A 19,460-nucleotide genomic window follows, 5' to 3' on the forward strand; every position below is an offset into this window, starting at 1 on the left:
ATGTTGACCTGCCTTCCTGGCGTCCTGAGCAAAGATGATGTGGCGGATTTCCGCCGCATCATGGATGCCAGCGAATGGGAGGACGGCCGTTCCACCGCCGGCTCGCAATCGGCCATGGTCAAGCGCAACGAGCAACTGCCGCCCGATAGCGAGATCGCGCGAAAACTCGGCAACCGCATCATCTCGGCGCTGACGTCGAATCCGCGCTTCATCGCGGCGGCGATCCCGCTCCAGATCTTCCCACCGCTGTTCAACCGCTATGCGGCCAGCAGCGGCCACCATTTTGGCCTGCATGTCGATAATGCCATCCGAGGCGACCGCCTGACCGGCCTTCGCATCCGCACAGACCTCTCGGTGACGCTGTTCCTGGCCGAGCCGGAGGAGTACGACGGTGGCGAACTTGTGATCGAGGACAGCTACGGTTCGCACGAAGTCAAGTTGCAAGCCGGGGACTGCGTGCTCTATCCCTCGACCAGCCTCCATCTCGTGACCCCGGTGACCAGGGGAACGCGGGTTGCATCTTTCTTCTGGCTTCAGAGCATGATACGGGACGATCAAGCCCGGAGCATGATCTTTGACCTCGACACCGCGATACAGGCGCTGGTGGAACGGCTCGGGCGTGACGATCCCGAAACGGTCAAATTGACGGGTATCTATCACAACCTCATTCGCTACTGGGCCGAAGTATGAAGATCATGTCCTTCCAAGCAAGCCTTGCCGCAGCTCTGGTGCTGGCGGCCGCCTGGCTTGCATCCCCTGTTTCTGCCCAGACGCAAGCCGCGCCCGCGGCACCGGTTCAATCGACGGCTCAGCCGTCAGCGGTCAGCCCGGCCCCGGTTGTTGCTCCGCCTGCGGCGCCCCAAGCTGCCGTGCCGGCGGCTGCAAAGTCCGATACGGCAGCCGGTATCGCGCCCGCCATGAAGGAATTGTCGCCCTGGGTGATGTTCATGTCGGCGGACATCATCGTGAAGGCGGTGATGATCGGGCTCGCTTTTGCATCGCTGATGACCTGGACGGTGCTGATCGCCAAGTCGATCGAATTGTCGATCGCCGCGACCAAGCTTCGTTCGGCGCTGAAGAGGATCGCAGAGGCGCGCTCGCTCGCGGAAGCGCAGATGGCGCTCGGCGCCAAGGAGGGCATCCTGCCGTCCTTCCTGGCGGCGGCGCTGCGGGAGGCGCGGATGTCGGCCGGCCTCTCCAGCGACAGCGGCATCAAGGAGCGGGCCGCTTCGAGCTTCTCCGAGATCATGCGCGCGGAGGCGCGGCGCATCCGCGTCGGCATGGGCGTGCTCGCGACCATCGGCTCGACCTCGCCCTTCGTCGGCCTGTTCGGCACCGTGTGGGGCATCATGAACAGCTTCATCGGCATCTCGAAGTCGCAGACCACGAACCTCGCCGTCGTCGCGCCCGGCATCGCCGAGGCGCTGCTCGCCACTGCGATCGGCCTGGTCGCCGCCATTCCCGCCGTCATCATCTACAACTACTTCTCGCGCGTGACGAAGAGCTATCTCGAGCTCGTCAGCCGTGCCTCGGGCGCTGCGGGGCGGTTGCTCTCGCGCGATCTCGACCGCAGTCACGGCAGCGTGCATTCGCGCGCGGCGGAGTGAACCATGGGCGTTTCGCTCGCAGACAATGATGACGACGACGATTTCGGCGAAACGCATGAAATCAACGTCACGCCGTTCATCGACGTCATCCTGGTGCTGCTGATCATCTTCATGGTCGCAGCGCCGCTCTCGACGGTCGACCTGCCGATCGATCTGCCGACGTCGAGCGCGACGCCGCAGAAGAAGCCGGACAAGCCGACCTATCTCAGCATCAAGCCCGATTTGACCCTTGCCATCGGGGAGAACCCGGTTCACCGCGCCGAGTTGATCGGCACGCTCGACGGTCTGTCCGACATGAGCAAGGACAAGTACGTCTTCCTGCGCGCCGATCGCTCGGTGCCGTACGGCGAGTTGATGGGCGTCATGGAGCTGTTGCGCTCCGGCGGCTATTCGCGGGTGAAGCTGGTTGCGCTGGAAGGCGCTCCGGGAGCGCCTGCGGCAGGCGCCGCTCAGCCTTAGAGGCCCGCGATGTCGGATGAGTCCAGACCAGCCCGGACGCTTTGGATTTTGGCAGCGCTGGCGGCGCTCGCGCTGCATCTCGGTGGTGCCGCGCTCGCGCTGGCGCACCTGCGGGCCGACGACGGCGACGATGGCCTCGGCGCGGCCGGCGCGGAGTTCGCTGTCGAGATGGCCTCGCCGAAGGCGCCTGACACCGACCTTCCGCCGGGACCGGATAGTGAGGCGATGCAGGAGCAGCAGGCGCTTCCCGAGCAAAAGGCCGAGACCAAGGAAACCGAGCTTCCAAAGGATCAGTCGCAACAGGTCGACGATCCCGATCGGGTCGTCACCGAGAACATCTCGAAGAAGCCGCAGGACGAGGATCCGAAGATTGCGGCGGTCGAAACGCCCGCTGCGGAAGCTTCGCCGAAGTCCGTTGCGACGGCGCGGCAGACGCTCGACGAGGACGCGCGCGAGGCCGAGAAGGCGCTGGCGCCTGTGCTCGGCATCGGTAAGGATATTCTGAAGCTCACGGCAGACTGGAATCGCAAGATCAGCGCGCATCTCACGGCCCACAAGGTCAACCCGGAGGGCAAGGAGCCCAACAATCAGAAGGTCAAGGTCAGCTTCGCGATCAACCGACGGGGTAACGTGCTTTCAGTCGACGTTGTCGAGTCGTCCGGGGATGCAGCTTACGATGCGGCTGCGATCTCGATTGTCCGCAAGTCCGATCCCATCCCGCAGCCGCCTGCCAGCCTGACCGACGACCGGTTCGAGCGCACCGTCGACATCATCTTCACGCCGCCGGACGCAAAGAAAAAGAAGAAGACGGCTCAGCGCCAGTAGAACCTGATCCCGACATAGACCACGACCAGGCAGGCGAAGATCAGCGCCACCGGGAGCGGCCGTTTCTGGCTTGCGCCCGCGGTCGCTGCCCCGAAGAAACTGGCCTTCTTCGGTTTCGGGTCTGGGCGACGGAAAGCGGTAACATTGTCCGCCGCCGGTTCGGCCGGACGGGGGCGGACGTCAGGCGGGGTTCCCGCGCCGCCCATCTCGGCATAGTAGGCCTTGTAGATGGCGCCGATGGTGGCCTCGGTCGCCTCACCCTCGTTCATCTGCGCCTGCAGGTTCTTGTAGCTCACGAGGAACTCCTGCGCCCCAGGAGGCAGCGCGGACGACCCGTTGAGCTTGGCCATCATCTTCCAGGTGGCGAAATCCGCGCGGGCGCGGGTATCGGCGCGTCGCGCGATCAGCATATCGGCAGCTTTGACCAAGTCGGCCTCGAGCCCTTCGGCTTGTGTTCGGGTGTGTCGCTGTTCAACTACGCATTGCCGGTCAGAATGAGAACACCCTGAATCACATAACCGGTCAACGTTCGCAGTATTGCTGAAATAACATCAAGATTTAGACCGAACTGGGAGCCCGCCAGCGGTAGCAGGATCAGCAGACCGATCAGGATCAGCATCCCGAACGGCTCGAGCCGCGCCAGGGGCAGGGCGAGCGGCCGGGGCAGCAGCCCGACCGCGACGCGTCCGCCGTCGAGCGGCGGGATCGGCATCATGTTGAACACCGCCAGCACCGCGTTGATCAGCAGTGCGTTCTTGAGATTGTCGAAGATCCATTGCGCCGAGTTGGCTGGAGCCCAGGGCAGGGCGTGCAGGGCAAGAGCTGCGGCCAGCGCCAGCAGGATGTTGGTGGCGGGCCCGGCCAGCGCCACCCACACCATGCCGAGCCTGGGGGCGTTGAGCTTGCGGAAATTCACCGGCACAGGCTTGGCATAGCCAAACAGGAACGGCGAATGCGCGAACAGCAGCATCGCCGGCAATATCAGCGTGCCGAACGGGTCGATGTGCCTGATAGGGTTGAAGCTGACACGGCCGAGCTGCCATGCCGTGTCGTCACCGAGACGATATGCGACGAAGGCGTGCGCAGCCTCGTGGAAGGTGATGGCGAGCACCAGCGGCAGCACCCACACCGAGAGGTCATACAAAGAAATGTTCACGGCTCGTCCGTCCCGATTTGCCTGCGGTCTTGCAGCCGACCCAGCCAACCGGTGGTGCAGCAACGCTTCACCTCAACATAGGGTGGCCGGTTCCGAAATGCCACGCCGCAAATAATCGGCGAGACCGGCGGCCATGACGTCGAGCCTTGGCGCCGGATGAGCTACGTCGGGATCGTCCCCTCATATCGGATCATGCCGTCCTCGATCGTCACCCAGCCCATCTTTTCGCTGACCCAGATGTGCTCGGTCGGCACAAACGCGTTGCGATCGTCGAAGGTCGCCAGTGCGACGCCAGCCAGCGTGCCGTTGCGCCGCCAGGCGAACAGGCGCGTGCCGCAGCGCTTGCAGAACACGCGGTCGATGTGCTCGGATGACGCATAGCGCTCGGTGTCGCCCTCGACGGTCAACGCGCGCTGGTCGAATTGCGCACGGGCGAAATAGGGCGAGCCCATCGCCTTCTGGCAGAGGCGGCAATGGCAGATGCGGACGTTGAGCGGCTCGCCCTCGGTCTTGAATCGCACCGCGCCGCACAGGCATCCGCCTTCCCGGATCATGCGACCCGCCACTCGGCGACCTGACGCGCCATGCTCCAGTTTAGCTTGTCGAGTTCGCCATCCATGTCGGAACTCCTGCGTCTGGTGTTGGTGAAGGCGGCCCAGCAGAAGCCGCCATGGGTCCGTGCCGCAATCGTGCTGGTGCCCGGCAGGCTGCCATTGTGCCACCAATTGTCTGACTTGTTGACGCAGAAGCCTTTGGCGTAGTTGGGGCTATCAGCGGGTGCGGTGGTCATGATCTCTATGGTGCGCAGCCGTAGGATGTTCACGGGCTTCGTGTAGCCGTCGACATGCATCAGAAACTGAACCAGGTCCGCCGGCGTCGCGATCCAGCCGCCGTGGGAATCCATCCGCGGGACGTTCATGCCGTAGGGATTTTCGCCCTGGCCGTAATAGACGACTTCGCCGTCCTGGCGCTGCTCGCGCGTGTCGCGCGCGATGGTCATGTCGGTGACGCCGCAGCGTGCGAGCACCTCGCTGCGGACATGCTCGGCATAGGATTGGCCAGTGAGCTTCTCGATGACGCGCCCCAGCACGCAATAGCCGAAATTCGAGTAGGCGTAGCGTTGGCCCGGCAAGAGGTCCAGCGGCCGGTTGGCGAGCGTCCAGGTGATCAGCCCGGCATGATCCATCCGGGTATGCGTGAACATGGGATCGCGGTTGTCGTTGCTCCAGCCGCCGGCGGTGTGCGTCAGGAGATGCTCGAGCGTGATCTGGTCGATACCGGCAGAGTAGGGCGGCGGCCCGTATTCGGTGCCGAGCAGCGCGCCGGGGCCGAACACCCGGTCCGTCAGCTTGAGGCGGCCCGCCTCGATCAGGCGGAAGATCGTGACCGACGTGATCATCTTGCTGACGCTGGCAATCCGGAACAGATGCCGCGGCGTCACGGCCTCGTTCCGCTCGATATCGGCAACACCGAAGGCGTCCTCGTGGACAACAGTGCCGGCATAGCCGATCGCAAAGGACAGCGCCGGCACGCCATATCTGTCCATGAAGCTGTGCGCGAGCCGTGCCATGGCGTCGCGCTCGGCCGGCGACGGCGGGCCGATGTTCGCCGGGTTGGGCGTGAGTTGCGCAAGCGCATCGTGCGAAAGCAACGGCAGCGCGCTCGCCGCGAGCTTCACAAAATCACGCCGCCCAAACCGCATGGTGCGCCCCTTCGGACGGCCGTTGCCTCAGTAGGTCGCCCGTCCGCCGGAGATATCAAACACCGCGCCGGTGGAGAAGGCACAATCTTCGGATGCGAGCCAGCTCACCATCGCGGCTAGCTCTTCCACCAGCACAAAGCGCGCTTTCGGAATCTTCGACAGCATGAAGTCGATATGCTGCTGCGTCATCTGGTCGAAGATCGCGGTCTTCGCAGCCGCGGGCGTGACCGCATTGACGAGGATGTCATGTGCCGCCAGTTCCTTGCCGAGCGACTTGGTCAGCGCGATCAGGCCGGCCTTGGAGGCCGAATAGTGCGAGGCGTTCGGGTTGCCTTCCTTGCCGGCGATCGAGGCGATGTTGACGATGCGCCCGTATTTCTGCTTGAGCATCGCGGGCACGATCGCCTTGCAGCAGATGAAGGGGCCGTCCAGGTTGATGCGCAGAACTTTGCGCCATTCCTCGAGATCGGTCTCCCAGACCGGCTTGTTGACCCCGGCAATGCCGGCATTGTTGACGAGGATGTCGATCTTGCCGAAGGCGGCAAGCGTCGCGTCGCGAGCCTGCTCGACGGCCGCGGTATCGGTGACGTCGACCTTGAAGACTTTTGTTTCGCCGCCAATTTCCTTTGACGTCTTCTCGGCCAGCGCGGCGTCGAAATCCCAGATCGCAACCTTGGCGCCGGAGGCGACGAAGCGCTGAACGATGGCGCGGCCGAAGCCCTGCGCGCCGCCGGTGACGATGGCGACACGGCCGTTGAGATCGATCTTGTTCATGCCAAATCCCCTTATCTATCCCCATGGTGAGGAGCGCGCACTTGCGCGCGTCTCGAACCATAGAGCCCGTGGCCTATCCCTCGAGACGTCGCTGACGCGCCTCCTCGGGATGAGGAGTGATCAGAGCATGTAGCCGCCGTCGACGACGAGGTCGACGCCGGTGGTGAAGGCGCTTTCGTCACTGCCGAGATAGACCGCCATCGACGCGATCTCGTCGGCGGTGCCGAGCCGGCCCATCTTCTGGCGGGAGACGAACATCTCCTTGCCCTGCGGCCCCTGCGCTGCGGCGCGGTCGAGCATCGAAGGCGTCTCGACGGTGCCCGGGCAGATGCTGTTGCAGCGGATGCCCTTGGTGATGAAGTCGAGTGCGACCGCGCGCGTCAGCAGCGACACCGCGGCCTTCGAGGAGCTGTAGACGTAGCGGTTGGCCGGCGGCCGCAGCGCAGCGCAGGAGGAGATGTTGACGATACTGCCGCCGCCGCCCGCGAGCATGTCCGGCAGGAAGGCTCTGATGGTCCGGTGCATCGACTTGACGTTGAGGTCGAACGAGAAATCAAAATCCTCTTCCGAACACTCCAGGATGGTGCCGTGGTGCACGAAGCCCGCTGCGTTGAGCAGGATGTCGACCTTGCCGACGCGCTTGGCGAAGGCGTTGACGTCGGCGGTGCTGCGCACGTCGAGCTTGGCGACCTCGGCGATGCCTTCCTTGGTCAGGCCCGCGATGCCGCTCTCGTTGATGTCGGTGGCGATGACGGTTGCGCCTTCACGCGCGAAGGCGACGGCGCATGCGCGTCCGATGCCTGCCGCTGCAGCCGTGACGACGGCGCGCTTTCCCTTGAGGCGGTCTGCCATTTTCTTCTTTCTCCTCGATGTGCTCAGTGCCGTAGCCCGGATGAGCGCGCGAGCGCGATATCCGGGAGCCGATGTCCCGGGTGTCGCTTCGCTCACCCGGGCTAAGTGTTCCTAATTCAGTGATTATCCCGCGCCACACCAAAGCTGCCGGCGACGTTCTGGTAGCGCGTGGCGAGCTCCATGCAGGCGCCGGTCGCGTGCTGGCCGACGGTGTTGCGATAAAGCTCCTGCCACGGCGTCTGGTTCGGCGGATGCTTGAAGCCGCCATTGGCCTTGAGCTCGGCGTGGCGCTTCTTCACCTCGTCGTCCGAGATGAGAATGTTGGCGCTGCCCTTGTTCAGATCGACGCGCACCTTGTCGCCGTTCCTGAGGATCGCGAGCCCGCCATTGGCGGCGGCTTCCGGCGAAGCATTGAGAATCGAAGGTGAGCCCGAGGTGCCTGACTGCCGGCCGTCGCCGATGCAGGGCAGGGACATGATGCCGCGCTTGATCAGCGCCGCAGGCGGCTGCATGTTCACGACCTCGGCGCCGCCGGGATAGCCGATCGGGCCGGTGCCGCGGATGAACAGCACGCAGCGCTCGTCGATCTCGAGCGAGGGATCGTCGATCCGCTCGTGATAGTCCTCAGGCCCCTCGAACACGACGGCGCGGCCCTCGAAGGCATTGAGATCGGTCGGATTGCTGAGGTAGCGATCGCGGAATTCCTTGGAGATCACGCTGGTCTTCATGATCGCGGAATCGAACAGATTGCCCTTCAGCACCAGGAAGCCGGCGTCCTTCACCAGCGGCTTGTCGTAAGCCCAGATCACGTCGTTGTCGGGCTTTGGTGCATTGGCGCAATTCTCGCCGATGCCGCGTCCGTTGACCGTGACCGCGTCCTCGTGGATGCGCTTGTGCTTCATCAACTCGCGCACCACGGCCGGCACGCCGCCGGCGCGGTGGAATTCCTCGCCGAGATAGAAGCCGGCCGGCTGCATGTTGACCAGCAGCGGCACGTCGTGACCGACCTTCTGCCAATCGTCGATGGAGAGCTCAACGCCGATGTGGCGCGCCAGCGCGTTGATGTGGATCGGTGCGTTGGTCGAGCCGCCGATCGCCGAATTGATCACGATACAGTTCTCGAACGCCTTGCGGGTCAGGATGTCCGAAGGCTTGAGGTCTTCCCAGACCATGTCGACGATGCGTTTTCCCGTCTCGTAGGCGATCTGGCCGCGCTCGCGATAGGGGGCGGGGATCGCCGCACAGCCCGGAAGCGAGAAGCCGAGCGCTTCGGCGAGCCCGTTCATGGTGGAGGCGGTGCCCATGGTGTTGCAATGGCCGACTGAGGGCGCCGATGACGCCACGATCTCCATGAACTCTTCATAGTCGATCTCGCCGGCGGCGAGGCGCTCGCGCGATTTCCAGACGATCGTGCCGGAGCCGGTGCGCTCGCCGTTGTGCCAGCCGTTCAGCATCGGCCCGCCCGACAGCACGATTGCAGGCAGGTTGACGGTTGCCGCCGCCATCATGCAGGCTGGCGTAGTCTTGTCGCAGCCGGTGGTTAGCACCACGCCGTCAAGCGGATAGCCGTAGAGGATCTCGACGAGGCCGAGATAAGCGAGGTTGCGGTCGAGCGCCGCGGTCGGGCGCTTTCCGGTCTCCTGGATCGGATGGGTCGGGAATTCCATCGCAATGCCGCCGGCCTCGCGGATGCCTTCGCGGACGCGATGGGCAAGCTCGATATGGTGGCGGTTGCAAGGGGAGAGGTCGTTGCCGGTCTGCGCGATGCCGATGATCGGTTTGCCGGACTGAAGCTCGGTGCGGGTGAGACCATAGTTCAGATAGCGCTCCATATAGAGCGCGGTCATGCCCGGATTATGCGGATTGTTGAACCATTCCTGCGAGCGGAGGTGGCGGCGAGCGCCATTGCCGGCGGGGGCATGCCCATTGGTTGGTTTTTTTGTCATTGGTTTCTCCTGCAATGCAAACGCACTGGCGTCCGTTTTATGGTATCGGCTTGTGCGATGCCCAACGGCGCGAGCGACGATTTGCCTGCCCGCTGGCGGGTCGTTTCCTCACAAATCCGATACTAGTCATGGCCGCTTGGTAACGCTACCATTTTGTTCGCAGCGCCTGTGCCTGAAGCGGCTGGCCGGTTGTCCGACCGCCGGGCCGACGAGCTTTGCCGCTCGATCACCTTGAAGCCAAGATCGAGCACCGGATGTTCCGGGCGCCGTCCGTCGATCGCGTCGATCAGCATGCTGGCGGCCGTGTTGCCCATCTCGTAGCGGTTGGTGCGCACGCTCGTCAGAGTCGGGACCGCGGAGGCCATGAATTCCAGATCGTTGAAGCCGACGATCGCGATCTGTTCGGGGATGGCGATCTCGCGGCGCCTGCATTCGAACAGCACACCCAGCGCGAGGTCGTCATTGGCGCAGAACACCGCATCCATGCCTGGCTCCCGCGCCAGGAGATCGGTGAACAGGGCGCCTCCGAGCGTCACCGAGGTCGGAGTCGCCGTCGTGACGACGAGGCGTTGCTCGAATAGTCCTGCGTCCTTCATGGCCGAGACGTATCCGTCGAGCCGCCGCTGTACCCGCGGATCCATCCGCGCGCCGACGAAGCCGATCTTGCGGTGACCTTGCGCGAACAGATGTGCAACCGCCGCACGGGCTGCGTCATAGTGCGAAAAGCCGATCATCATGTCGACCGGATGGGGCCCGATCTCCATGATTTGCACGATCGGGCAGTCGGCGGCATCGAGCATCGCGCGCGATTCCGTGGTCTGGTCGATGCCGGTGACGATCAGCCCGGCCGGCTTCTGCGCGAGAAACAGGCGCAGCAGCTTCTCCTCCTGGAGAATACTGTAGCGTGTGTTGGACAGCTGGATCGAGTAACGGCTGTTTTCGGAGGCGTCGTAGATGCCGCGCAGCACGTCGGAGAACACGTTATTGGTCAGTGACGGAATCAAGACACCGATCACCTCGGTGCGCTGCGAAGCCAACGCGCGCGCCGCCAGGTTCGGCACATAGCCGAGCTCCCTGGCCGCGCTCTCGACCCGTGTCCGTTTGGCGAGCGACAGCGCCTCGGGATTGCGGAAGAAGCGGGACGCTGTGATCGGGCTTACGCCGGCGAGCTCGGCGACTTCCGCCAGCCGGATTTTGCCTGACTTGGTGCGGTTTCGACCCATTTGCTGCTCTTAACACACTCACTGTCGCAAACAAAGGAACGTTGACAGCGCTACCAGCACGGACTAACCAAAGACAAATTGCCAAAACCGCACAAACTGCCGACAATGTCGCCCGCTAAGGTTGGGCTTCGTTCGGTGAAGTCTGAAAAAACAAGACGGTCGCGGCGCGAGATGCGTCGTGGACTTTCGAGGAGGGAGCTAGATGTCGTCTGTGCAAATCCGCGACGTGCGGAAATCGTTCGGCAATTTTGAAGTCCTGCACGGCGTTTCGATTCCGATCGAGGACGGCCAGTTCGTTGTCCTGGTTGGTCCCTCCGGCTGCGGCAAGTCGACGCTTCTGCGCATGCTCGCCGGTCTCGAGAATATCACCTCAGGCACGATCTCGATCGGCGACCGCGTCGTCAACAATGTCCAGCCGAAGGAGCGGGACATTGCGATGGTGTTCCAGAACTACGCGCTCTATCCGCACATGACGGTCGGCGAGAACATGGGCTTCTCGATGAAGCTGCGGGGCGAGAGCACCGAAGAGATCAACAAGCGCGTCAAGCGCGCCGCCGAGATCCTGGCACTGTCGCCGCTGCTCGAACGCTATCCGCGCCAGCTCTCCGGCGGCCAGCGCCAGCGCGTCGCCATGGGCCGCGCCATCGTGCGCGACCCGCAGGTCTTCCTGTTCGACGAGCCCTTGTCGAACCTCGACGCCAAGCTGCGCGTCGCGATGCGCACCGAGATCAAGGAGCTGCACCAGCGGCTGAAGACCACGACGGTCTACGTCACCCACGATCAGATCGAGGCCATGACCATGGCCGACAAGATCGTCGTCATGCATGACGGCATCGTCGAGCAGATGGGTACGCCGCTCGAGCTCTACGACAAGCCCGAGAACCAGTTCGTCGCCGGCTTTATCGGCTCGCCGTCCATGAACTTCCTGAAGGGGCATGTGCGCGTCAACGGCGTTGCGACCTTCGAGGGGCCGAATGGCGTGAAGCTGCCGCTCAGGAACGCGCCGGCGGCGTCCGACGGGCGTCCTGTCGTTTACGGCGTACGCCCAGAGCATTTCACCATCGCTGACGACGGCGCCGATGCCGAGATCGTCGTGGTCGAGCCGACCGGCTCGGAAACGCAGGTGTTTGCGAAGCTCGGTGGTGAGCAGGTCGTCGCGGTCTTCCGCGAACGTCACCAGTTCAACCCGGGTGACAAGGTCAAGCTGAAGCCCGATCCTTCCGTAATTCATCTGTTCGACGAGGCGACGGGCAAACGCGTGTAGCGACGCCGAAGAACTGCCCAATACAAGACGACCCAATACAAATATAAAATTTAGGGAGAGAACGATGAGCGATTTCGACAGGCGAAGTGTGCTTAAAGTCGGTCTGGGCGGCGCGGCGCTGCTGGCCGGCCCGGGCATCGTCCCGGTGCGCGCGGCGGAGTGGACCAACACGCCCGAGGCGAACGCCTCCATCCGCGTGCTGCGCTGGAAGCAGTTCATTCAGGCCGAGTTCGACAAATTCGCCGAGCAGACCAAGGCGTTTTCCGAGAAGACCGGCGTCAAGGTCAAGCTCGAGGCCGAGAGCTGGGAGGACATCCGCCCGAAAGCCGCGGTCGCCGCCAATGTCGGCGCCGGTCCCGACCTGATCATCGGCACGCTCGATGATCCCCACAAGTTCCCGGAAAAGCTGATCGACATGACTGACGTCGCCGACTATCTCGGCGCGCAATATGGCGGCTGGTATCCGGTTGCTGAACGCTACGGCAAGAAGGGCAACAGCTGGATCGCCATTCCCCAGGGCGCGACCGGCGGCTGCCTCAACTACCGCGTCAGTCACGTGAAGGCCGCCGGCTTCGATGAATTTCCCAAGGACACCGCCGGCTTCCTCAAGCTCTGCCAGGCGCTGAAGAAGAACAACACGCCGGCCGGCTTCGCGCTCGGCCACGCCACGGGTGACGCCAACGGTTGGTGCCAGTGGGCGCTGTGGGCCTTCGGCGGCAAGGTCGTCAACGAGAAGAACGAGGTCGTGATCGACTCGCCGGAGACGATCGCCGCGCTCGAATACGTCAAGCAGCTCTACGAGACCTTCATCCCCGGCGTGCTGTCGTGGAATGACTCGAACAACAACAAGGCGTTCCTCAACGGCGAGCTTAGCCTGACGCTGAACGGCATCTCGATCTGGACCGTCGGAAAGAACTCGACCGACCCGAAGCAGCAGGAGATCGCCAAGGACATGAACCACGCGCCGATGCCGATCGGGCCCGTGGGCGTGTCGACCGAGCAGCAGAACGTACTCGTCTATTACGGCTACAAGCACTCGAAGTATCCGAAGGCGGTCAAGGAATACATCAAGTTCATGATGGACAAGGCGAACTACGACGCCTGGGAGGTCTCCTCCAACGGCTACGTGTCGCCGCCGCTTCCGGCCTACAACGACAACCCGGTGTGGACCTCCGATCCCAAGATCACGCCGTATCGCGACTGCCTGAAGCGCTGCCGCGACAACGGTTATGCCGGCGATCTCGGCTATGCCTCCGCCGCCGTGATGGGCGACTTCGTCGTCGTCGACATGTTCGCCGAGGCGGCGTCGGGCTCCGTGACGCCGAAGGCGGCAGCCGCACGCGCAGCCGAGCGCGCCAAGCGCTACTACCAGGTCTGATCAGCTCCAATCTGCACGGCGTCCGGTTCGCCGGACGCCGCGACTTTTCGTCGAGGGGAATCCGACATGGCAGTTATGGCCGAGTCCACTGTCGCGCAGGCCAAGCGCAGCAGCTTGTGGACCAGAGCATTCGAGAGCCGGCATTTCCTCGGCGCGATGTTCATGGTGCCGGCGATCGCCATCCTCATTCTGTTTCTGGCTTACCCGCTGGCGCTCGGCTTCTGGCTCGGCATGACCGACACCAAGATCGGCGGTGCCGGACGCTACATCGGCTTCCAGAATTTCGTCTCGCTGGCGAAGGACTCGGTGTTCTGGCTGTCGGTGTTCAACACCATCTTCTACACGGTCGCCGCCAGCGCGGTGAAATTTGCTATCGGCCTCTATTTGGCGCTGCTGCTCAACGAGCGGCTGCCGATGAAGTCGATGATCCGGGCAATCGTGCTGTTGCCCTTCGTCGTGCCCACGGTACTCTCTGCGATCGCGTTCTGGTGGATCTATGACAGCCAGTTCTCGATCATCTCCTGGGTGTTGATCAAGGCCGGCCTGATCACACGCTATATCGATTTCCTTGGCGATCCCTGGAATGCGCGCTGGTCGGTCGTCGCCGCCAATATCTGGCGCGGCGTTCCTTTCGTGGCGATCACGCTGCTGGCGGGACTTCAGACCATCTCGCCCTCGCTCTATGAGGCCGCCAATCTCGACGGTGCCACCAATCTGCAGCGCTTCCGCCACATCACGCTGCCGATGCTGTCGCCGATCATCGCGGTCGTGATGACGTTCTCGGTGCTGATGACCTTCACCGACTTCCAGCTCATCTACACCATCACGCGGGGCGGGCCGATCAACTCCACCCATCTGATGGCGACGCTGTCGTTCCAGCGCGCCATCACCGGCGGCAATCTGGGCGAGGGCGCGGCGATCTCGAACGCGATGATTCCGTTCCTGGTCGCGGCGATCCTGCTCAGCTTTTTCGGGCTTCAGCGTTCCCGCTGGCAGCAGGGCGGGAGGGACTGACCATGACCACAGCGGACGACCAAAGCGTCGGAATGGACTATCTGGAAAGTTTTCCGCGGAAGTTTTTTCGCGTCTACCTTCCGCTCGGCCTGATCATCTTCTTCCTGCTATTCCCGTTCTACTGGATGGCGGTCGCGACGTTCAAGCCGGACGCCGAGATGTACGACTATGAAAAGTACAATCCGTTCTGGATTGTGCATCCGACGCTGGAGCACATCAAGAAGCTGTTCTTCGACACCGACTATCCGCTCTGGATGTGGAACACCGTGATCGTCTCGGTGTCCTCGACCTTCATCTCGCTGTTCGCCAGCGTCTGCGCCGCGTACGCGATCGAACGCCTGCGCTACAAAGGCTCGCGCTATGTCGGCCTTGCGATCTTCCTCGGCTATCTCGTGCCGCCCTCGATCCTGTTCATTCCGCTGGCGGCGATCGTGTTTCAGCTCGGGCTGTTCGACGGCAACCTGGCGCTGATCCTGACCTATCCGACCTTCCTGATCCCGTTCTGCACCTGGCTCCTGATGGGTTATTTCCGCACCATTCCCTATGAGTTGGAGGAGTGTGCGCTGATCGACGGGGCGACGCGGCTGCAGATTCTGATGAAGATCACGCTGCCGCTTTCGCTGCCGGGCGTGATCTCGGCGGGCATCTTCGCCTTCACGCTATCCTGGAACGAGTTCATCTACGCGCTGACCTTCATCTCGTCGTCCGAGAACAAGACGATCCCCGTCGGCGCGATCACCGAGCTCGTCAATGGCGACGTCTACCATTGGGGCGCGCTGATGGCGGCGGCCCTGACCGGCTCGGTTCCCGTAGTTATCCTTTATTCCTTCTTCGTGGAGTACTATGTGTCGGCGATGACCGGCGCCGTGAAGGAATGATCGCGGGGCCCGCCTTGAGAGCGCGCCAGGACGAATCGCCGAAATCGGCGCGTTCCGGCCAATAAAAAGGAGTAGGCTCTTGCACATTCTGGTTCTGGGCGCCGCCGGCATGGTCGGCCGCAAATTGTGCGAACGGTTGTTGCGCGACGGCCGGCTTGGCAAGAGCGACATCACCAAGCTGACCATGCATGACGTGGTCGAGCCGAAGGCGCCGGAAAAAGCCGGTTTTGCCGTCGAGACGGTGTCGAGCGATTTCGCCATGCCGGGTGCGGCCGAAAAGCTGATCGCCGGCCGTCCGGACGTGATCTTTCATCTCGCCGCGATCGTCTCGGGCGAAGCCGAGCTCGATTTCGACAAGGGCTACCGCATCAATCTCGACGGCACGCGGATGCTGCTCGATGCCGTCAGGCTCGCAGGCGGCGGCTACAAGCCGCGCGTGGTCTTCACGTCCTCGATTGCGGTGTTCGGCGCGCCGTTCCCCGATGCGATCGGCGACGAGTTCTTCCACACGCCGCTTCTGAGCTACGGCACGCAGAAGGCGATTGGCGAACTGCTGCTGGCCGACTATTCCCGCCGCGGCTTCCTCGACGGCATCGGCATCCGCCTGCCGACCATCTGCATCAGGCCCGGCCTGCCCAACAAGGCGGCATCGGGCTTCTTCTCCAATATTCTGCGCGAGCCGCTGGCCGGCAAGGAAGCGGTCCTTCCCGTGTCCGAGGACGTCCGCCATTGGCATGCCACGCCGCGCTCAGCCGTCGGCTTCCTGCTGCATGCCGGCACCATGGACCTCGCCGCGGTGGGGCCGCGCCGTAATTTGACCATGCCGGGCCTGTCGGCGACGGTTGGCGAGCAGATCGCTGCGCTGAAACGCGTCGCCGGCGACAAGGTCGCCGCCCGCATCAAGCGGGAGCCAGATCCTTTCATCGTCGGCATCGTCGGCGGCTGGCCGCGCAACTTCAATGCAAAGCGGTCGCTCGAGCTCGGCTTCACCACCGCTGAGAAGACTTTCGACGACATCATCCGCATTCACATCGAAGACGAGCTCGGCGGCAATTTCGTCGCGTGATCTCTGACTGAGCGGGTAAAGTGATGGCGAGCGTTGCTTGCATCGGCGAATGCATGGTCGAGCTCCGGCAGGCCCAGGGTGGACAATCCGCCGGACTTTCCGGCGGGCAGGGTGGCGGCCTCTACTCGCGTGGATTCGGCGGCGATACTCTCAACACGGCCGTGTACCTCGCGCGGCTCGAGGTCAAGGTCGACTATTTCACCGCGCTTGGCGACGATGCCCTGAGCGATGAGATGATCGCGGCCTGGACTGCGGAGGGCGTCGGCACGAGGCGCGTCGCGCGGCTGCCGGGCAAGCTGCCCGGCCTCTACATGATCCAGCTGGATGCGAAGGGCGAGCGCCAGTTCTTCCACTGGCGCGACAGTGCGGCGGCGCGCCAGCTGATGAATCTGCCGGAGACGGACGATCTCCTCAACTCCCTGATGAGCTACGACATCGTCTATCTCTCTGCGATCACGCTCTCGATCTACGACGCGGCCGGGCGCGAGCGCCTGTTCGCAGCGATCAAGCGTGCGCGCCTGCTCGGCACCCGCTTCGTGTTCGACACCAATTTCCGCGCGCGGGGATGGCCGGATCGCGACGTCGCGCGCGAGGTGTTTTCAGCCGCCTTCGCGGCTGCCGACATCGTGCTGACCTCGACCGAGGATCTGCTCGCCCTCTATCCCGGCGAAAGCCACGAACAGTTGATGGCGCGCATCCCGACCCCCGAGCTGGTGTTCCGGCTCGCGGAGCCGGTCAGCCTGCTGCGCTTTCCCGGGGGCCCCTACGAGGTCCGCGCCGAGCCCATGACCAAGCCCGTGGTCGACACCACCGCGGCCGGCGACAGCTTTGCGGCGGCCTATATCGCTGCACGGCTCGCCGGTTCCGACCCGGTCGAGGCCGCCCAGGCCGGGCACCGCCTCGCCAGCCTCGTGATCTGCTATTCCGGCGCCATCATTCCGGGTTATGCCATGCCACCGAAGAAACGGCACCGGCCGGCGACCACGCGTCAAGCGACCAAGTGAAACGAAAGCCAAGATGACCACGACTGCCCAACAGAACCACCTCGCCGCGCTGTTCAAGGCCGCGACCGTCATTCCCGTCCTCACCATCGAGCGTATCCAGGATGCTGTGCCGCTGGCGCGTGCGCTGGTCGCCGGCGGCGTCCGCACGCTGGAGGTGACCATGCGTACCCCCGTTGCGATCGAGGCGGCGAGGGCGATGATGGCCGAGGTGCCCGAGGCGATCGTCGGCATCGGCACGATTCTCAATCCGGCCGACTTCACGCGTGTCGAGAAGCTCGGTGTTGCGTTCGGCATCAGCCCCGGCTTGACCCCGGACCTGTTGAAGGCCGCCACCCATAGCTCCTTGCCGTTTGCGCCCGGTATCGCCACGGCGTCCGAGCTGATGATGGCGCTGTCCTACGGCTTCGACATCGCAAAATTTTTCCCGGCCGAGCAGGCTGGCGGCATCAAGGGGCTGCGCTCTCTGGGTGGGCCGTTCCCGAACGTGCGGTTCTGCCCCACTGGCGGGGTCGGCGAGGCCAATGCGGCAACCTGGCTCGCGGAGCCCAACGTGGTCGCGGTCGGCGGTTCCTGGCTGTGCCCGACGGCGGAGATCAGGGCCGGGAACTGGGCCGGCATAACTGCCATCTGCCAGCGCACCCTCCAGGCGCTTAAACCCGCGTGAAGTCTTGCCATCCCTGAGCTAAGACTTAGGTCAGCAAGAGACCGCCAGGGAGAAAGACCATGACCGCCAGCATCGTCGGATGGGCGCATACGCCGTTCGGCAAGTTCGACACCGAGACCGTGGAAAGCCTCGTGGTGAAGGTCGCCAATGAGGCGCTGGCGGATGCCGGCATTTCGGCTGGCGATGTCGACGAGATCGTGCTCGGCCATTTCAACGCTGGCTTCTCGCCGCAGGATTTTACCGCCTCGCTGGTGCTCCAGGCCGACCCGAAGCTGCGCTTCAAGCCGGCGACCCGGGTCGAGAACGCCTGCGCCACCGGCTCCGCCGCCGTCCATCAGGGCGTGCGCGCGATCGCGGCCGGCGCGGCCAGGATTGTTCTCGTTGTCGGCGTCGAACAGATGACGCGCACGCCGGGGCCGGAGATCGGCAAGAACCTGCTCAAGGCGTCCTATCTGCCCGAGGACGGCGACACCGTCGGCGGCTTCGCCGGCGTGTTCGGCAAGATCGCCAGCTCCTATTTCCAGAAATACGGCGACCAGTCCGACGCACTGGCGCTGATCGCGGCCAAGAACCACAAGAACGGTGTCGCCAATCCCTTCGCCCAGATGCGCAAGGACTTTGGCTTCGAGTTCTGCCGCGCCGAGAGCGAGAAGAACCCCTACGTTGCCGGCCCCCTGAAGCGCACCGATTGCTCGCTGGTCTCGGACGGTGCCGCTGCCCTGGTGCTGGCCGACGCGGAAACCGCCAAGGGCATGAGCAAGTCGATCGGCTTCCGCGCCACCGCGCACGCCCAGGATTTCCTGCCGATGTCCAAGCGCGACATCCTCCAGTTCGAGGGCTGCACGGTCGCCTGGCAGCGCGCGCTGGAGAAGGCGGGCGTTACACTGTCGGATCTCTCCTTCGTCGAGACCCATGACTGCTTCACCGTCGCCGAGCTGATCGAGTACGAAGCGATGGGGCTGACGCCGAGGGGGCAGGGCGCCCGCGCCATCAAGGAAGGCTGGACGCTCAAGGACGGTAAGCTCCCGGTCAATCCGTCCGGCGGCCTGAAGGCCAAGGGCCATCCGATCGGCGCCACCGGCGTCTCCATGCACGTGATGACCGCGATGCAGCTCGCCGGCCAAGCGCCCGAGGGCATGCAGCTCAAGAATGCAAAACTCGGCGGCATCTTCAACATGGGCGGTGCGGCGGTTGCCAACTACGTCTCCGTGCTGGAGCCGCTGAAGTAAGCTCCGACCTTGTGGGGTGGGCAAAGGCGCAGCCAGCGCCGTGCCCACCATCTTGTTTGCGCTAGATCATGGTGGGCACGCTTCGCTTTGCCCACCCTACGGCACTGATTGATTCGCGGGACATGCATCATGAGCAATGACTACGAAGATTCGCTGTCGATGGACGCACTCAACGATCGCATCGCGATTCTCGAGGACAATATCCGCCAGCTCATCGAGCAGGCCGCGGCCGCCTCGGGTGAGCAGAACGAGTCGCGGATCGCAGACCGCATCAACCAGCAGAACGAGGAGCTCGACCGTCTCCTCAAGGTTCGCGAATCCCGTCAGAAGAAATAGCCCTTAGCGGCCGGCGCATGCGGCCATACGCCGGCCGCCCTTGCGCATGCGCCGCCGCTGCCGTTAGCTGGACCGAAATCGCA

21 protein-coding genes are annotated in these 19,460 nt (G+C 63.8%); 13 read left to right on the forward strand and 8 right to left on the reverse strand.

Features of this window, described 5'->3' with window-relative positions; genetic code table 11:
- The 4 genes from AC0L3A_RS10050 to AC0L3A_RS10065 are packed head-to-tail and all read left to right on the forward strand — an operon-like array spanning position 1 to position 2,891.
- Positions 1-690 (forward strand): Fe2+-dependent dioxygenase, encoded by a 690-nt coding sequence (locus AC0L3A_RS10050; protein ID WP_219684641.1) that lies wholly within the window; start codon positions 1-3, stop codon positions 688-690.
- Complete coding sequence (gene exbB / locus AC0L3A_RS10055; RefSeq protein WP_473254277.1) at positions 687-1,607, forward strand: tonB-system energizer ExbB; 921 nt, start codon at positions 687-689, stop codon at positions 1,605-1,607. Before AC0L3A_RS10050 ends, exbB begins: the two co-directional genes overlap by 4 nt.
- Positions 1,608-1,610: 3 nt before the next feature.
- Positions 1,611-2,066, forward strand: coding sequence for a TonB system transport protein ExbD (gene exbD, locus AC0L3A_RS10060; RefSeq protein WP_018459254.1), 456 nt, complete (start codon positions 1,611-1,613; stop codon positions 2,064-2,066).
- 9 nt (positions 2,067-2,075) lie between these two features.
- Positions 2,076-2,891, forward strand: coding sequence for an energy transducer TonB (locus AC0L3A_RS10065; RefSeq protein ID WP_007592345.1), 816 nt, complete (start codon positions 2,076-2,078; stop codon positions 2,889-2,891).
- Here AC0L3A_RS10065 and AC0L3A_RS10070 read toward each other — a convergent pair.
- From AC0L3A_RS10070 to gntR, 8 genes are all read right to left on the reverse strand, one after another.
- Positions 2,879-3,301 (reverse strand): hypothetical protein, encoded by a 423-nt coding sequence (locus AC0L3A_RS10070; protein WP_219684657.1) that lies wholly within the window; start codon positions 3,299-3,301, stop codon positions 2,879-2,881. The two genes, AC0L3A_RS10065 and AC0L3A_RS10070, sit on opposite strands and share 13 nt — an antisense overlap.
- A 65-nt stretch (positions 3,302-3,366) precedes the next feature.
- Positions 3,367-4,047 (reverse strand): site-2 protease family protein, encoded by a 681-nt coding sequence (locus AC0L3A_RS10075; RefSeq protein ID WP_354127898.1) that lies wholly within the window; start codon positions 4,045-4,047, stop codon positions 3,367-3,369.
- Positions 4,048-4,208: 161 nt separating this feature from the next.
- Complete coding sequence (locus AC0L3A_RS10080; RefSeq protein WP_473254278.1) at positions 4,209-4,601, reverse strand: GFA family protein; 393 nt, start codon at positions 4,599-4,601, stop codon at positions 4,209-4,211.
- Positions 4,598-5,749, reverse strand: coding sequence for a serine hydrolase domain-containing protein (locus tag AC0L3A_RS10085; RefSeq protein WP_473254279.1), 1,152 nt, complete (start codon positions 5,747-5,749; stop codon positions 4,598-4,600). The genes AC0L3A_RS10080 and AC0L3A_RS10085 overlap by 4 nt, the downstream gene beginning before the upstream one ends.
- A 27-nt stretch (positions 5,750-5,776) precedes the next feature.
- A complete protein-coding gene (locus AC0L3A_RS10090; protein ID WP_219684647.1) occupies positions 5,777-6,523 on the reverse strand; it encodes an SDR family NAD(P)-dependent oxidoreductase in 747 nt (248 codons plus the stop codon).
- A 120-nt stretch (positions 6,524-6,643) separates the two neighbouring features.
- Positions 6,644-7,375: an SDR family oxidoreductase gene (locus AC0L3A_RS10095; protein ID WP_473254280.1), complete on the reverse strand. Its 732-nt coding sequence runs from the start codon at positions 7,373-7,375 to the stop codon at positions 6,644-6,646.
- 116 nt (positions 7,376-7,491) lie between these two features.
- On the reverse strand, positions 7,492-9,321 hold the full coding sequence (locus tag AC0L3A_RS10100) for an IlvD/Edd family dehydratase (protein WP_354161366.1): 1,830 nt from the start codon (positions 9,319-9,321) through the stop codon (positions 7,492-7,494).
- A gap of 122 nt (positions 9,322-9,443) precedes the next feature.
- Positions 9,444-10,544: an HTH-type transcriptional regulator GntR gene (gene gntR, locus AC0L3A_RS10105; protein WP_007592329.1), complete on the reverse strand. Its 1,101-nt coding sequence runs from the start codon at positions 10,542-10,544 to the stop codon at positions 9,444-9,446.
- A gap of 202 nt (positions 10,545-10,746) precedes the next feature.
- Here gntR and AC0L3A_RS10110 point away from each other — a divergent pair, with 202 nt between their 5' ends.
- From AC0L3A_RS10110 to AC0L3A_RS10150, 9 genes are all read left to right on the forward strand, one after another.
- Positions 10,747-11,808 (forward strand): ABC transporter ATP-binding protein, encoded by a 1,062-nt coding sequence (locus tag AC0L3A_RS10110; RefSeq protein ID WP_007592328.1) that lies wholly within the window; start codon positions 10,747-10,749, stop codon positions 11,806-11,808.
- Positions 11,809-11,872: 64 nt separating this feature from the next.
- Positions 11,873-13,186 (forward strand): ABC transporter substrate-binding protein, encoded by a 1,314-nt coding sequence (locus AC0L3A_RS10115; protein ID WP_354127903.1) that lies wholly within the window; start codon positions 11,873-11,875, stop codon positions 13,184-13,186.
- 66 nt (positions 13,187-13,252) lie between these two features.
- A complete protein-coding gene (locus AC0L3A_RS10120) occupies positions 13,253-14,200 on the forward strand; it encodes a carbohydrate ABC transporter permease (RefSeq protein ID WP_007592324.1) in 948 nt (315 codons plus the stop codon).
- Positions 14,201-14,202: 2 nt separating this feature from the next.
- On the forward strand, positions 14,203-15,078 hold the full coding sequence (locus tag AC0L3A_RS10125) for a carbohydrate ABC transporter permease (protein ID WP_007592322.1): 876 nt from the start codon (positions 14,203-14,205) through the stop codon (positions 15,076-15,078).
- A 79-nt stretch (positions 15,079-15,157) separates the two neighbouring features.
- Complete coding sequence (denD, locus tag AC0L3A_RS10130) at positions 15,158-16,144, forward strand: D-erythronate dehydrogenase (protein ID WP_219684650.1); 987 nt, start codon at positions 15,158-15,160, stop codon at positions 16,142-16,144.
- A gap of 23 nt (positions 16,145-16,167) precedes the next feature.
- Complete coding sequence (locus AC0L3A_RS10135) at positions 16,168-17,148, forward strand: sugar kinase (protein WP_473254281.1); 981 nt, start codon at positions 16,168-16,170, stop codon at positions 17,146-17,148.
- Between the two features lie 13 nt (positions 17,149-17,161).
- Positions 17,162-17,812, forward strand: coding sequence for a bifunctional 4-hydroxy-2-oxoglutarate aldolase/2-dehydro-3-deoxy-phosphogluconate aldolase (gene eda / locus AC0L3A_RS10140; protein WP_007592316.1), 651 nt, complete (start codon positions 17,162-17,164; stop codon positions 17,810-17,812).
- A 59-nt stretch (positions 17,813-17,871) separates the two neighbouring features.
- The gene (locus AC0L3A_RS10145; protein ID WP_027569542.1) at positions 17,872-19,041 is read left to right on the forward strand and encodes an acetyl-CoA acetyltransferase; all 1,170 of its coding nucleotides are present in this window, start codon (positions 17,872-17,874) and stop codon (positions 19,039-19,041) included.
- Positions 19,042-19,170: 129 nt separating this feature from the next.
- Complete coding sequence (locus AC0L3A_RS10150; RefSeq protein ID WP_007592312.1) at positions 19,171-19,377, forward strand: hypothetical protein; 207 nt, start codon at positions 19,171-19,173, stop codon at positions 19,375-19,377.
- Positions 19,378-19,460: the final 83 nt, after the last annotated feature.

This window comes from Bradyrhizobium sp. MI1.3 (assembly GCF_055811695.1).